This is a genomic window from Cohnella phaseoli (assembly GCF_003386235.1).
Lineage (GTDB): Bacteria > Bacillota > Bacilli > Paenibacillales > Paenibacillaceae > Cohnella > Cohnella phaseoli.
In genome coordinates this window covers 421,658-436,591 of sequence record NZ_QRDZ01000002.1, presented here as the reverse complement: position 1 = coordinate 436,591, position 14,934 = coordinate 421,658, and the positions used below count along the sequence as shown (strand labels likewise).

13 protein-coding genes are annotated in these 14,934 nt (G+C 59.1%); 10 read left to right on the top strand and 3 right to left on the bottom strand.

The genetic code is table 11. From position 1 onward, the window contains the following. Positions 1 to 69 precede the first annotated feature (69 nt). Positions 70 to 966, bottom strand: a complete 897-nt coding sequence (locus DFP98_RS03995; RefSeq protein WP_116059256.1) for a helix-turn-helix transcriptional regulator — start codon at positions 964 to 966, stop codon at positions 70 to 72. A 199-nt stretch (positions 967 to 1,165) separates the two neighbouring features. Between DFP98_RS03995 and DFP98_RS03990 the strand changes: the two genes are divergently transcribed. From DFP98_RS03990 to DFP98_RS03955, 8 genes are all read left to right on the top strand, one after another. Next, positions 1,166 to 1,990, top strand: a complete 825-nt coding sequence (locus DFP98_RS03990) for a fumarylacetoacetate hydrolase family protein (protein WP_116059255.1) — start codon at positions 1,166 to 1,168, stop codon at positions 1,988 to 1,990. Positions 1,991 to 1,992: 2 nt separating this feature from the next. Next, the gene (locus DFP98_RS03985) at positions 1,993 to 3,054 is read left to right on the top strand and encodes a zinc-dependent alcohol dehydrogenase (protein ID WP_116059254.1); all 1,062 of its coding nucleotides are present in this window, start codon (positions 1,993 to 1,995) and stop codon (positions 3,052 to 3,054) included. After that, entirely contained in the window at positions 3,038 to 4,042 is a 1,005-nt protein-coding gene (locus DFP98_RS03980; RefSeq protein WP_116059253.1) for a phosphotransferase family protein, read from the top strand. Before DFP98_RS03985 ends, DFP98_RS03980 begins: the two co-directional genes overlap by 17 nt. Beyond that, complete coding sequence (eno, locus tag DFP98_RS03975; protein ID WP_116059252.1) at positions 4,039 to 5,346, top strand: phosphopyruvate hydratase; 1,308 nt, start codon at positions 4,039 to 4,041, stop codon at positions 5,344 to 5,346. Before DFP98_RS03980 ends, eno begins: the two co-directional genes overlap by 4 nt. Then, entirely contained in the window at positions 5,343 to 6,494 is a 1,152-nt protein-coding gene (dgoD, locus tag DFP98_RS03970) for a galactonate dehydratase (protein WP_116059251.1), read from the top strand. The genes eno and dgoD overlap by 4 nt, the downstream gene beginning before the upstream one ends. Before the next feature lie 110 nt (positions 6,495 to 6,604). Further along, entirely contained in the window at positions 6,605 to 7,618 is a 1,014-nt protein-coding gene (locus DFP98_RS03965; protein WP_246016404.1) for a zinc-dependent alcohol dehydrogenase, read from the top strand. Between the two features lie 154 nt (positions 7,619 to 7,772). Continuing rightward, entirely contained in the window at positions 7,773 to 8,465 is a 693-nt protein-coding gene (locus DFP98_RS03960) for a copper homeostasis protein CutC (RefSeq protein WP_116059250.1), read from the top strand. 38 nt (positions 8,466 to 8,503) lie between these two features. Next, positions 8,504 to 9,511, top strand: coding sequence for an asparaginase (locus DFP98_RS03955; protein ID WP_116059249.1), 1,008 nt, complete (start codon positions 8,504 to 8,506; stop codon positions 9,509 to 9,511). 181 nt (positions 9,512 to 9,692) lie between these two features. Here the strand turns inward: DFP98_RS03955 and DFP98_RS03950 are convergent, their stop codons facing one another. Together DFP98_RS03950 and DFP98_RS03945 are read right to left on the bottom strand one after the other, a co-directional pair. After that, entirely contained in the window at positions 9,693 to 11,480 is a 1,788-nt protein-coding gene (locus tag DFP98_RS03950) for a sensor histidine kinase (protein ID WP_116059248.1), read from the bottom strand. Next, positions 11,473 to 13,005, bottom strand: coding sequence for a helix-turn-helix domain-containing protein (locus tag DFP98_RS03945; protein ID WP_181917473.1), 1,533 nt, complete (start codon positions 13,003 to 13,005; stop codon positions 11,473 to 11,475). Before DFP98_RS03945 ends, DFP98_RS03950 begins: the two co-directional genes overlap by 8 nt. A 189-nt stretch (positions 13,006 to 13,194) precedes the next feature. Between DFP98_RS03945 and DFP98_RS03940 the strand changes: the two genes are divergently transcribed. Together DFP98_RS03940 and DFP98_RS03935 are read left to right on the top strand one after the other, a co-directional pair. Further along, positions 13,195 to 14,091, top strand: coding sequence for a carbohydrate ABC transporter permease (locus DFP98_RS03940; RefSeq protein ID WP_116059246.1), 897 nt, complete (start codon positions 13,195 to 13,197; stop codon positions 14,089 to 14,091). A 15-nt stretch (positions 14,092 to 14,106) separates the two neighbouring features. After that, positions 14,107 to 14,925 carry a carbohydrate ABC transporter permease gene (locus tag DFP98_RS03935; RefSeq protein ID WP_116059245.1) on the top strand — a complete coding sequence of 273 codons (819 nt, stop codon included), beginning with the start codon at positions 14,107 to 14,109 and terminating at the stop codon, positions 14,923 to 14,925. Positions 14,926 to 14,934: the final 9 nt, after the last annotated feature.

Genomic DNA, 14,934 nt, shown 5'->3' with positions numbered 1-14,934 from the left:
TGAACGGCTTGAGAACGGTCCGGTCTTAACGAGACGCGTCGGGGATCGCTTCGGGAAGGGGCGGGCCCGCTATACGAGCCGGGCGAATCTGCGGTATTGCTGCGCGGACATGCCTTCCCATTTCTTGAATTGCCGGCTGAAATAGTGGATGTCCTCGTAGCCGACCTGCAGCGCGACCGCTTCGATTTTGTCCTCCGTCTCCCGCAGCAGACGTTTCGCGTGATGGTGGCGGATCGATTGAAGATAGCTGCCCGGACTTCGCCCGAGCAAGTCCTTGAACAGTCGGCTCATATAATCTTCGTGAACGTTCAGGTAAGCGGCCATCTCCGCGTTGGTCCATCTGCGCGCATATTGTTCCTCCAGCTGTTGGACAAGCGTCCTGAGCCGGGCTTCGTATTTCGGATGCGGAGCCCGGCTTTCCGCGTCTTTATGGCGCATCAGCAGGCCGATGGCCTGCAGCAGCAGCGATTTGCAGAGCAGCTCGTAGCCGGGCAGGCGGCCGTTCCATTCCTGAATGATGAATTCCATCAGAGACGCGACGTGTCCGGGAGCGGCGATCGCGCGATCCGACGGAAGCGCAGGGGCGCCGTCGATCAGCGGAAGGGCGCAGAATGAAGCCGATCTGACGTCCTGCTCGTCGACGATAATGTCTCTGTCCTGCCGAACCTCCAACTCGTCGAAGAAATCGAAGTGAATGCCGAGCAGCTCCGCATCGGGCTCCGAGCGCACCTGGATTTCATGATGAGAGCCGGCTTGAAGAAACAGGAAGGCGTTGGCCTGAACCGGAAACGAAATCCCTTCATCGCGCAGCGTCACGAGCAGCTCTCCCCTCACGACGAAGAGCAGCTCATAATCGTAGATGCGTCTGCGCCATTGAAACGAAGGGGAACGATAATGCCGCTGAGCCCAATGCACGCTTGGCGACAGCTCCAAAGCGGAAGCGGGCTTGCCCAGAGCAAGCGTCATATCGGATCACCGCCAATCGGAATTGTGCAAAATAAACTTATAGATATCGTATCATTCGGAGAACGCCTTATCAAATAAACTGGATAAGGCGTTTTGATTTATTTCGGAATCGTGCAACAAGTTTCTGCTTCAGGCTAAATCAATCCGCTGCGGGCGGTGCTAGAATAAGCGCATCAAACGATGGTAGGAGGCTGTACACATGAAATTCGTTCGTTACTTACATGAAGGACAAACGTTAACCGGCTTGGCGATCGATGGCAGCATTTACCCGGTCCAGGCCGACCTGGCCGAGATCATTCGCGGAGACAAGCGGATCGAGCCCGCTCAAGCTTCCGCAGAAGGCGTCAAGGAGACGGAAGTCCGCTGGCTGCCTTGCATTCCCGGGGGCGGAAAAATCATTTGCGTCGGGCTGAACTATAAAAAGCATGCGGAGGAGGCAGGGCTGCCGGTGCCGGCGACGCCGATCCTGTTCAATAAGTTCGAGAACGCGCTGGCGGCTCACGGCGAGGAAGTGACCCTTGGCACTGCGGCAGCGGAATACGATTATGAAGCGGAATTGGGCGTCGTAATCGGCAAGCGGGCGAAAAACGTGTCCAAAGACGAGGCGCTTGGGTACGTCTTCGGCTACTGCAGCATTAACGATCTGTCGGCGAGAGACTTGCAGAATCGCACATCGCAGTGGATGCTCGGCAAAATCATGGACGGCTTCTGTCCCGCGGGGCCGTACCTCGTCACAGCGGACGAGGTGGGTGATCCGAACGAGCTGCAAATCAGTCTGACGCGCAACGGCGAGTTAAAGCAAAACTCCAATACGAGAGACATGATTTTTCGCGTGGACGAGATTATCGCTTATGTGTCCCGGTATATGACGCTTGAGCCGGGAGACCTTTTGCTGACGGGTACGCCCGAAGGCGTTGTTGCCGGATACCCGCCGGAAGAGAGAGACTGGCTTAAGCCGGGCGACCGGACGGCGGTGACGATTGAGAAGCTGGGCACTCTGGAGACTGTGTTCAAGGGGGAATAAGCATGAGGGGATTGGTCATCAGAGGGCCGGGAGAGCTTGGCATCGAGGAGCTTGAGCCGCTGGAGCCGGGCGCCGACGAGGTGAGGGTGCGGTCGATGGCCGTAGGCATCTGCGGCACGGATCTGGAAATTCTGAACGGGCAAGTATCCGAGCAATATGTCACCTATCCGGTCGTTCCGGGCCACGAATGGAGCGGCGTGGTGGAAGCGGTCGGCTCGGCGGTCGCCCATGTCAAGCCGGGCGACCGGGTTATCTCCGAAGGCATTGTCGCCTGCGGCCGCTGCGAATCGTGCCGGAGCGGCTTAACGAATCTATGTCTGAATTACGATCAGCTCGGCTTTACTCGCCGCGGAGGGGCGGCAGAGCAGGTCGTCGCTCCCGCGTCGGGGATTCACCGGATTCCGGACTCGCTGTCCTTCGAGGCGGCGGTGCTGGTCGAGCCGGCCGCGACCGTGCTGCGCGGCGTGATGCGGACGCCGTTTAAGCCGGGTATGACGGCGGCGGTGATCGGTCCGGGCACGCTGGGCCTGCTGACCGTTCAAGTGCTCCAAGCGTTCGGAGCGGCGGAGATTATCCTGATCGGGACACGCGACAACCAGCTGGAATTCGGCCGGACGCTCGGAGCGACCCGCTGGATCAACAACAGGACGGACGATCCGCAGGAGCGGATCAAAGCCTGGACGAACGGCCAGGGGGTAGACTTGGTCGTCGAAACGTCGGGAAGCGTCGAGGCGGTGGCAAGCTGCTTTGGGCTATGCAAGCCGGGCGGCCACGTCGTCCTGGAAGGGGTGGCCGGCTCCGACAAGCAGTTGACGCTGCCGAGCGATCTGATCATGCTGCAGGATTTGACGGTGCATGGCATTTTCTCGTACACGACGCAAAGCTGGAGCAAGGTATTGCAGCTGCTGGCGGCCGGGCTGCTCGATTTTGAATCGCTCGTTACGCACCGGTTCAAGCTGGAGGAATACGAGCAAGCCTTCGAATCGATCCGCCGCAAGAGCGGCGTTACGGCCAAAGTCGTCATGGTCCACGGGGAGGGAAAGCCCGATGAACGATTGGCATAGCGCGGAGGAGGTGCTGGAATACGCCGTTTCCCGCGGCCTTGTTCCCGGTGACGCCCCATTGGAAGCGGAAGCGCTGAGCGGAGGCGTGTCCGGCGAAGTGTGGAAGGTGAGCGGACCGCAAGGCGCCTGTGTCTTGAAGCGCGCGCTAGCCAAGCTGAAGGTGGAGGCGGATTGGTTTTCGGACGTGCGGCGCGTGGAGCGCGAGCAGGAGGCGATGGCGCTGCTGTCGCCGCTGCTGCCGGTAGGCCGGATCCCGCGTGTGCTGGATTACGATGCCGACGGCTATGCGTTCGCGATGAGCTGTGCGCCGGAAGGCAGCGAGTCTTGGAAGGATCGGCTTATGCAGGGGCAATTCGACGCGGACATCGCCGGACGGGTAGGCTTGCTGCTGCGGACGATGCATGAGGCGAGCCGAGGGATCGGCGAAGCGGAAAAGGCGCGGATGGCGGATTTGACTTTTTTCCGCGAGCTGCGCATTGAACCGTTTTATGCCGCCGTTGCCATCCGTTATCCGAAGCTGTCCGGACGTATTTGCGCCTTGGCGGACGAGTTGACCGAAGAAACGCCGGACGTGCGGAAATGTGTTGTGCATGGGGACTTTTCCCCGAAAAACATTTTGATCGATCCGGACGGCGCGCCCGTTCTGCTGGATTTCGAGGTGTGCCACTGGGGCAATCCGGTTTACGACTTGGCGTTCTGCATCGGCCATCTCGTTCTGAAGGGGCTGCAACTGGGCCGCGAGGCGGACGCTTATGCACTTGTCGAAGCCTTCTGCGCCGCTTACGGGGAAGCGCCTGCGCGCCTGCTCCCGCATCTTGGATTAATGCTGCTGGCCAGAGTGGACGGCAAGTCGCCGGTATCCTATATCCGCAACGAACAAACGAAAGAACGCATTCGCTCGCTGGCGTATCCGCTGATCCGGGAGGAGCTTTCCGGGGAGCCGCTGGCGGCGATCGCGACGATGCTACAAGGAGGCCATAAGAAATGAACAAAATCGCTAAAGTCGTCGGACGGGAAATTCTCGATTCGCGAGGGTATCCGACCGTCGAGGTCGACGTCCATTTGGAATCCGGTCATATGGGCCGAATGATGGCGCCGTCGGGCGCGTCTACGGGCAAATTCGAAGCGTGGGAGCTGCGTGACGGCGATCCAGCTCGGTTCCAGGGGAAAGGTGTCAGCCGCGCGGCAGCCCATGTCGGCGGGGAAATCGCTGCGGCGGTTACCGGGCTCGACCCGTTCGATCAGGAGAAGCTGGACGCGACGCTGCGGGAGCTGGACGGCACGGAGAACAAGTCGCGGCTCGGAGCCAACGCCATTCTCGGCGTTTCCTTCGCCGCTGCGCATGCGGCCGCGGCCGCGGCGGGCAAGCCGCTGTTCCGCTACCTTGCGGAGCGGTATGCGGGTGGAGACGCCGATCTGGAAATTCCGCTGCCGATGGTGAACATCATCAGCGGCGGGCTGCACGCAGGGCGCAATCTCGATTTGCAGGATTTCCTCATCCAGCCCGTCGGAGCGAAGTCGTATCCGCAGGCGCTGGAGATGATCTCCTCCGTCTACTTCCGCACGCAGAAGGAGCTGGCCGCAAGAGGCTATCAATCGAGGCTGCTGGCCGACGAAGGCGGCTTCGGGCCGGCTCTCGGCTCCAACGAAGAGGCGTTGGACATTCTGTGCGAGGCGATCGCCGGAGCCGGCTGGCGTCCGGGGGAAGAGGTCACGATTGCGCTGGACGTCGCTTCCTCGCACTTCTACGACGAAGCGAGCGGACTTTATCGGCTTGGAGCGGACGAGCGGGAACTCAGCTCGGGCGATATGATCGACTTGCTCGAGAAGTGGGTAAGCAAATATCCGATTCTATCGATCGAAGACGGTCTGGCGGAGGAAGATTGGGCCGGCTGGGCCGAACTGACCCGCCGTCTCGGCAGCAAAGTACAGTTGGTCGGAGACGACCTGTTCACGACGAACGAAGGAAGAATTCGGCGCGGTATCCGGGACGGGGCGGCCAACGCCGTGCTCGTGAAGATGAATCAGATCGGCACGCTGACCGAAACCGCCGATGCGGTTAAGCTGTCCAAAGAGGCCGACCTGTTGACCGTTATCTCGGCGCGCTCCGGCGAGACCGAAGATACGACGCTGGCCGATCTTGCCGTCGGGCTGCGCGGCGGACAGATCAAGATCGGCTCGGTGGCGGGCTCGTCCCGCAACGCGAAGTACAATCAGCTATGGCGGATTCACGAAGCGCTTGAAGGCGCGTTCGGCGGCGACCGGGCGTTCGCGGGGAGGTTCGGACGATGAAGATTACCGATTTGGAGCTATTTCAGGTTGCGCCGAGATGGCTGTTTCTGAAAGTGAGCACGGACGCCGGAATCGCCGGCTGGGGCGAGCCGATTCTCGAAGGCCGGGCGTCGACCGTGCGCGCGGCGGTGAACGAGCTGAAGGATTATTTGATCGGCAAGGACCCTCTGCGCATCGAGGATCATTTTCAAGTGCTGTACCGGGGCGGGTTTTACCGAGGCGGGCCGATCTTGATGAGCGCGATTTCCGGAATCGAGCAGGCGCTGTGGGACATCAAGGGCAAATATTACAATGCCCCCGTTCATGAGCTATTGGGCGGCGCGGTGCGCGACAAGCTGCGGGTGTACGTCTGGATCGGCGGCGACCGGCCGGACGACGTCGGCGAGCAGGCGAAGAAGCAGGTCGAAGCCGGCTTCACCGCCCTCAAAATGAACGGAACGGGCGAAATGAACTATATCGACTCGTATTCCAAGATCGACGAAGCGGTCGCCCGGATGGCGGCTGCTCGCGAGGCGGTCGGCCCGGACGTTGGCATCGCCGTCGATTTCCACGGGCGCGTGCACAAGGCGATGGCGAAAATACTCGTTAAGGAGTTGGAGCCGTTCCGGCCGATGTTTATCGAGGAGCCGGTGCTGGCCGAGCATAACGACGCGCTTCGCGAGGTCGCCAGACATACGACGGTGCCGATCGCGACGGGCGAGCGGATGTATACGCGGTGGGGCTTTAAGGAGCTGCTGCAGCAGGGATACGCGGACATTATCCAGCCGGACCTGTCCCATGCGGGCGGCATCTACGAATGTTTGAAGATCGCGGCGATGGCGGAAGCCTACGACGTCAGCATCGCGCCGCACTGTCCGCTCGGTCCGATCGCGCTCGCCTCCTGCTTCCAGCTAGACAGCTGCACGCCAAACTTCATCATTCAGGAGCAGAGCCTGGGCATTCATTACAATCAGGGCAGCGATCTGCTCGACTACTTGGCCGATCCGGGCGTGTTCGGCTATGACGGCAACGGCTATGTGGCCATTCCCAAGGGACCCGGTCTCGGCATCGAGATCAACGAGGATAAAGTCAGGGAAGCGGCGGCGATCGGACACGAATGGCACGCGCCGGTCTGGCGCAATGAGGACGGTTCGTACGCGGAATGGTAGAAGGAGGAAGTGAGGGAATGGGTCTGCGATCGGCGAAAAAAACGGAGTGGTAAAGTGCGGGGATGAAGGGGAGGAACGCGATGGTCGGTGGAAAAGGAGGAAATGAGAGCATGATCGAAGGAAAAATGAAAGCCCTGGTGTACGAGGGACCGAAGACGATGAAGATGAGGGAAGTGGACGTTCCGCGGCCGGCGGAGGACGAAGTGCTTATACGCGTGGCCGCGGCGGGCATTTGCGGGTCCGAGCTGAGCGGGTACCTCGGCCACAATTCGCTGCGCAAGCCGCCTCTTGTGATGGGACACGAGTTTGCGGGAACGATTGCGGCGGTCGGCGCGCGGGTTAGCAAGTTCGCGGTCGGGGATCGCGTTACCGCCAACCCGCTCGTCTCGTGCGGAAGCTGTTCCGACTGCAGGGCGGGGCACGCGAACCTGTGCGCGGCGCGGTCGCTGATCGGCGCCGGCCGCCCCGGAGCGTTCGCGGAATACGTCGCCGTGCCGGAAGGGAATTTGTACGCGCTGCCCGACAGCCTGTCGTTCGAGGAGGGAGCGTTGGCCGAGCCGCTCGCTTGCGCCGTACGAATCGCCCGCCTGGCCCGGGTTTCGCCGGAGGATTCGCTGCTCGTCGTCGGGGCGGGACCGATCGGCCTGCTGACGCTGATCGCGGCTCGCATTCACGGCGTTCGCAGCGTCGCGGTCATGGATCTTAACGCGGACAGATTGTCTATCGTCGAGCAGTTGGGCGGCATCGCGCTCCCCGACGCTCAGACGCTGGAGCGGTTGAAGCCTCCGCGCGGCTTCGACAAGGCGGTCGACGCCGTCGGCTTGGACGCGACGCGGCAGACCTGCATGCTGTCGACTCGCCCGGGCGGCAGAGTCGTCCTCTCCGGTCTTCATTCGGCGGACAGCTCGCTGCCCGTCAACGCGGCGATCCGCAACGAGCTTACGCTGCTTGGGTCGTTCGGCTACAACCCGATCGACTTCGACGCAGCTCTGCAATGGCTGTCCGACGGCCTGGTCGACTTGGCTCCCTGGACGGAAATCCGTCCGCTCGATCAAGGCGGAGAATGCTTCGAGCAACTGCTCGGCAATCCCGGCGCAATTGCGAAAATGATGCTGCAAATCTAGCGAACGAACAATCGTCTCTTGGATGGTCTTTTTGGACCTGACGGGGGGCGATTTTTTTACATTGTTTTTTCATGATGGCGGACATGGACGGGGCGGACGATCTCTGATATGGTAATTTCATTGTTTGAATTGTAATGACGGGGAGGGGCACGCCGTGATATTGGAAGTAATTGCAACAAGCGTATTGGACGCCAAGCTGGCTCAGGAACACGGCGCGGACCGAATCGAGCTGATCTCGGGCATCGTCGAAGGCGGGGTTACGCCCAGTATCGGCTTGATCGAGCAAGTCGTGAAGGCGGTCGACATTCCCGTGAACGTCATGCTGCGGCCGCATGCGAACGGCTTCCGCTACGACGGGGACGATTTGGGGGTTATGGCGCGGGACGCCGGGATCATTCGCGAGAGCGGAGCGGCGGGCATCGTCATGGGCATGCTGGACGAGCGGGGCGAGATCGATACGTCCGCATTGGAAATGCTGTTAAACGAAACGGGGAAGCTGGCCGTCACCTTTCATCGCGCTTTCGACGAGTTGCAAGATCGTCGCTCCGCGTTGGAACTGTTAAGCCGTTATCCGGCAATCCGCAAAATCTTGACCTCCGGCGGCAAGCCCAGCGTGCTGGACGCCAAGGAGGAAATCGCGGAGCTGGCGAAGCTCAGCGAGGGCAGATCCTTGGCTATTCTCGCCGGCAGCGGGCTCGGGGTCGAGACGCTGGACGAGTTTATTCGGAAGACGCAAGTCAGAGAAGTGCATATGGGCACCGGCGTAAGAAGGAACGGCCGGGCGCTTGAGCCGATCGATCCCGACAAACTGAGGACGGCGGCGGACATCGTAGCCCGATATAAATAACGACAGCATAGAATGACATACGGCGGAGGGATTGCGCAATGGACAAATTGCTCGTGCAGGAGCTTAGAGGCGAACTGGTGGAATGCGAATACGAGGGACATATTTGCGGAGTTTCTTATTCGGGAGAGATCAAATACAGGTTCGGCGATCCGCGGCACGTGACATACATGCGCTCGGCCGCCAAGCCGATTCAGGCGATACCGGCGTTCCGCCACGGGATCGAGGAACGGTATCCGTTTAACGATAAAGAGCTGACGATCATGACCGCTTCGCACCGCGCCGAGCCGTTCCACGTACAAGCGCTGGAAGCGATGCTGGACAAAGTCGGCATCGGCGAGGACGAGCTCGTCTGCGGTTCGACGTACCCGCTTAACGCCGCCGCCAGACACGGGCTGGTCGCGCAGGGCAAGCCGGAGCGCCGTCTCTATCACAATTGCTCCGGCAAGCATCTGGGTTTGCTGTCCTACTGCCGGAGCAAAGGCTACCCTACGGAAGGCTACGCCGATCCGGGCCATCCCGCGCAGCGGGAAGTGCTGGAGACGCTTGCCCTGCTGGCGGAGTACCCGGCCGATCGGATCGAGATCGGCATCGACGGCTGCGGCTTCCCCGTGTTCGGGCTGCCGCTGCTGCATATGGCGAAAGCTTATTTGAAATTCGCCTGTCCGGAGCTCATCGAAGACGAGCCGACGCGTCGGGCCGTCGAGCGGATCGGCAATCTGATGAACGCCAACGCCGAGATGGTGTCGGGCACGGGACTGATCTGCTCCACGCTGCTCAAGGACGACAATATCGTCGCCAAGGGCGGGGCCAAGGGCATCTACTGCTTCGGCCTGCGCAAGGAGAGACTCGCTTTCGCGCTTAAGGTAATGGACGGCTCGGAGGACAAATGGCCGATTATCGTCGCGTCCATTCTGGAGCAGATCGGCTACGACAACCAGCGGACGATCGACAGTCTATACGAGCTGTGCCCCCGCCAATTCGCTAACGGCAGCGGCACAATTGTTGGCACGAACAAGGCGGTTTTCCGGCTGGAGACGGTCGGGTAATGGTAGGAATAACCGCAGCAAAGCTCGATGTAAAAAGAGGGGATGTATCTCCTGGAGGAGCGGAGCGTTTGCCTTTGGAATCGTGAAATCTCCTTGTTACGAGTTTACCTATTCAGATTTCACGAGTCCAACAGCAACCGGAAGGAGATACATCCCCGCTAAAAACCTAATCGAGCAAATATTATGGGACAGCAACGGAAGAGGCTCCGGCCCTGGGAAGCCGATAGGCGACCGTAGTGCCTTGGCCCGGCTCGCTGACGACGGAGATGCCGCAATCGGCTCCGTAGTGGAGCTCCAGCCTCTCCTGAACGTTGGCCAGACCGATATGCTCGACGGACGAAGGAGCGCCGCGCTGCCGCAATCGGCCCTGGATGTCCGCCAGCTCCTCCGGAGGAATGCCTTTGCCGTTGTCGGACACCTCCAAGATCGTACAGTCGTCCGTCTCGCGTCCGACGATCGAGATGCGCCCTTCTCCGGGAATCATCTCCAAGCCGTGATAGATGGCGTTCTCGACGATCGGCTGCAGCGTCAGCTTCGGAATCCGGTAATCGAGCAGCCCCTCGGGAATGTTCACGACGAGACTGAATTTATCGTCGTAGCGGATCTGCTGGATTTCCACGTAACGCACGACCTGCTTTAATTCCTCGCGCAGAGGCACGATCTGTTCTCCCGACGAGATGCTGTAGCGGAACATTTCCGAGAGCATCTTCGCCATTCGGGAGAGTAAGGGAACTTCTTCGATGACGGCAATCGCGTTCATCGAATCGAGCGTGTTGTACAGAAAATGCGGATTGATCTGCGAGTGCAGCGCTTTAAGCTGCGCCTCCTTGCGGGCGAGCTCCGATTTGTACACATGGTGGACAAGCGTATGGATTTCCTCGGTCATCCGGTTAAAGCTGCGCGTCAATTGCCCGACCTCGTCCGAGCTGGCCACGTCGAGCTGGATGTTGAAGTCGCCGGCTTGCACCTTTTTCATTTTCTGCTGCAGGCTTCGCAGCGGTCTCGTAATTCTCCGGGAGACGAAGGTCGAAATGACGAGCGCGACGACAAGCGCGAATGCGCCGATGCCGAACGTAATGTCCCGGTACCGAATGGAGTTGCTCTGAATGCTGCTGAGCGGATCCAGCGTCACGAAGCGCCAGCCTGTGACGTCCGAGTAGGCGGAGCCGACGAACATCCGCTCGCCCCCGATGTCCATCCACCCGGAGAAGTTAGCGCCGATCTTGCTGCCATCCTCCCAGCGCTGTCCGATCTGCTCCACGGCGCTGCTGTAGACGATCTCGTTGTCCGCGTTCAGGATGAGCACATCCTTCAGCTCCAAGCCCCCCAGCATTCTATAAATATCCATCACGCTCACGTCGACGACAAGGCCGCCGAGAGCGGCGCTTCCCGTCGTATTGTTGATTTTTCGGACCAGCGAGAACGTATAGGGAGAGGCAGCAGAAGGCGGAAGGTAATAGGACCGCTTGAACGGTCCGGCTACGCGCACTTCCCCCTGAAGGGCGAGCGTCTGCGTATACCAGGACTGGTCCGCGAAAGATTCGTCGATGTACAGCGGGTCGCGCTGAATCATCGTGCCGTCGGGCATCACGATCGTCACGTTGTGGATTTCTCCCTTGACGCCCATGTATCCGTACCATTCCGCGAACTGCTGGAACAGGCTTGTTTTCCAGCGGGTTTGCTCGATCATGTCCTCGGGCAATCCCCGGTTCAGCAATTGCTGAATTTCCCCCGTGTAGATGGCTCTGCTGTACAGTTCCAGCGAATTGAAGTACTCCTGCAAATTTTGCGACAGAACCTTCATCTCCAGCAGCCGGTTCTCCTGAGTTTGCCGCTGCGTCAGGCCGATTGTCGTCATATACAGTATGCCGCCCAGAATGAGCAGGGGAATGACGATGACGACCGCGTACGAGAAAAACAGCTTGTTGTGCAAGCTGTTGTTGAACGCCGACAGCCTCGCTCTAATCAACGCCGGTTCCCTCCTTGTACTGAAGCGGAGTTACTCCGGTATAGCGTTTGAACAGCTTGCGGAAATGCTTGAGATCCTGATAGCCGCATTGAACGGCGACATCGCCGATCTTAGCGTCCGGATCGTCCGCGATCAGCTTCTTCGCATGCTCGATCCGTAGCTGAGTCACATATTCAAGAAAGTTTCGCCCGGTATGCTGTCGGAACAGCGTGCTGAAATAGCCCGGGCTCATATAGGAGGTCAGCGCCAAATCCGTCAAGTTGATCGGCAGACGGTAATTGGCGTCGATGAACGCTTTGGCGTTCTCCACCGCTTCCTTCAGCTGCTTGGTCTGCAGCCGGTTTTCCGAATCCAGGCAGCGGGAGAAATAGTCCGCCACAACGTCGCGCTTGCGCTCCAGGCCGGCGATATACGGCAGCTTTCTGGCGATGACGAAAGCCTCCTCGTAGGTTTGCTCGTCAATGAGCCCGGCCTCGTACATTTCCCGTGCGCCGCGCAGCTGGAGGTAAGGATACACGCCCTCCAGCCAGTCTTGTCCGCCGGCGGACGGTTCGCCCGCGCCGCTCAGTTCGTCCAGCTTGCCGACGATTGCCTTCGCGTTGCCCTTCTTCAGCAGCAGCAGCCAATCCCGCTCCCAAGAGGAGTTAAGGGGGAATGCTCCCATCTCGGAGGACGCTCCTTCGGAAGCAGGAGACGTCAGCCGCTCTTGTCCGCCGTCCGGCAGGCTGGCCTGAAGCAGATAGGCGTCGCTGGCTTCTTTCGCCGTCCCGGCTAACGCTTCGATGCCGCGAACCGCGGCCCCGATGCCCGCGAAGCGATAGCTCCCTCTATCTTCCAGCTCGGCGCGGAGAACGGGGAGGAGCGCTTCGATCGCTTCGGCTCGCCCCATCGCGACGAGCGTATAGCAATCGCCCCTCATTCGGATAAGGAACGTCTCGCAGCCGTCCGCCAGCGTTCGGAATCTCGCTTCCAGCAACGCCTTATCCTCCGAGCAGTCGAACATGGCTGCAGCGAAAGCGTCCTCGCCCTCTTCCGGACGAATGTCCGTCCAATCCTCCAGCAGCAGCTCGTTTCGATCGTAAGCGCCTTCAAGCAGCAGATGAATAAACTGCTCCCGCGTCTTGCGCAGCTGCGTCTCCGCCTTTTCCCGAGCGCTCCGCGTTTTTCCGATTAGCAGCCCCAACTGGGCGTTCAGCTCGTCCGCGTCCGCCGGCTTCAACAAATAGTCGGCCACGGCAAGCTGAATCGATTTGCGCACATAGGCGTAATCGTCGTAGCCGCTGATGACGAGAAAGGCAATATTCGGATACAGCTCCTTTGCCTGTTCGATCAGGCCGAGCCCGTCCAGAAGCGGCATCCGAACGTCGGTAATGACCAGATCGATCTCAAGCTCGTCCAGCATCCTCAGAGCCTCGTATCCGTTCGCGCATTCTCCCGCAAGGCGCAGGCCCAGCGCCTCCCACGCGATCATTTTCACAATACCCGCACGCGACAGTCTTTGATCGTCCACGATCAGCACGTTCATGTTGTCCCCACCTTTTGACCGATATTCCCCGGCGCTATTAAAGATACGGAATAGTATAGCATACATTTTCGCGGGAAAAAGCGGAGACGAAACACATCGAAAAATGACCCCCCTCATGAAAAAAGAAAGCGTCCTATACGGGTAAAGCGGTTTCAATTACAGTTTAGATTATCGATTGGAGGTCACGTTATGACAAATACGGCTAGATTTTTCCGCAGGCAGTGGAAGGGCTACATCTTTCTTATCCCGATCTTCCTCGTGCTCGGAACGTTCAAGTACATCCCGTTCTTCAATGCCGTGAAGATGTCGTTCTACAATTGGAACGGCGCGAACGTGAAAGAGTTTGTCGGCTTCGACAACTTTGTGCGCCTGTTTCAGGACGATACGTTCTATACTTCGCTGAAGAACATCGGAATTTTCACGGCGAGCGGAGTGCTGATTCAGCTTACGGTTCCGCTGCTTGCGGCCGTGCTCGTTTTTCACGTCAAGCAGCTGAAATTGCAGAACTTATTAAAAGTATGGTTCGTCGTCCCGCTCGTCATTCCAAGCATCGTCATCTACTTGACCTGGCAATGGATTTTCGCAGGGGAGTACGGAGTGCTGAACCAACTGCTTGAGCAGCTCGGACTGGAATCTTGGACTCACGCTTGGCTCGGGGAGAGCAAGACGGCGATCTGGTCGATCGTGTTCGTCAACTTTCCGTGGATCGGCGGCATTACGTTCCTGCTCTATCTGGCGGGGCTCATGTCGATCCCGAGCGAATTGTTCGAGGTGGCCAAGCTGGACGGCATGAACGCCTGGCAGCGGTTTATTCAGCTGGAGCTGCCGCTCGTGAGAAGTCAGGTTAAGCTCGTCATGGTGCTGACAATTATCAACCAGATTCAAAGCTTCGAGAACGTGCTCGTGCTGACGAACGGAGGACCGGGAGACAAGACGATTACGCCGGCGCTGTATCTGTACACCAAAGGCTTCTCTTACAGCGAGATGGGCTATGCCTCCGCCATCGGCCTTGTGCTGTTCGTCATCCTGCTGCTGCTCACTCTCATCAACAATAAGTTCGTCAAGAATACAGATAAAATCGACTAAGAAGGTGAAAATGAGATGAACAAGAAGCTGATAGCCGTTCCGCATTTCGGAACTTTGGCCCTTCTGCTTGCGCTGACGCTGTTCCCGTTCTACATGCTGCTCGTCAGCTCGTTGAAATATACGGAGCAGGCGATCCACAACTTCTGGGGGCTGGCGTTCCCGCTGCACCTGGACAATTACTCGGTCGCCTTTAAGCAGATCGCGCCATTTATCGGCAATACGGTGCTGATCTCCTCGGCCATCGTCGTCGGAGTCGTTATCATCTCCTCGCTGGCCGCCTATTCGTTCGTCCGGTTCGACTATCCGGGGAAGCAGCTCTTTTTTGTGCTGATCCTGTCGCTTATGATGATTCCCGGTTACTTGATTCTTATCCCTCAGTTTCTGCTCGTTCAGAAACTGGACATGTTAAATACGTATCAGGGGCAGATTTTCCCTCCGATGGCTTTCGGCGCGGCGATGGCGACGTTTCTGATGAAAACCTTTTTCGAGGGGCTGCCCAAAAGTCTGCTCGAAGCGGCAGACATGGAGGGCGCCGGAGAACGGCAAATTTTTCTCCGGATCGTTATTCCGCTGTCGCTGCCGATTATCGCCACCGTCGCGATCATCAACTTTCTCGCCGGCTGGAACAACTACATCTGGCCGCTCGTCGCTACCAACGGCGACGCCGTCAAGCCGGTCATCCTTGCGCTCAGCACGATTACGGGGAACATGGACCAGGGCGTCGGCGTCAAGCTCGCGGGCTACATCATTTCCTCGATCCCGCTGCTGCTGCTGTTCATCGTCGCTACCAAACCTTTCATCTCCGGAGTGACCTCCGGGGCCGTAAAGGGTTAGGATAGAAAA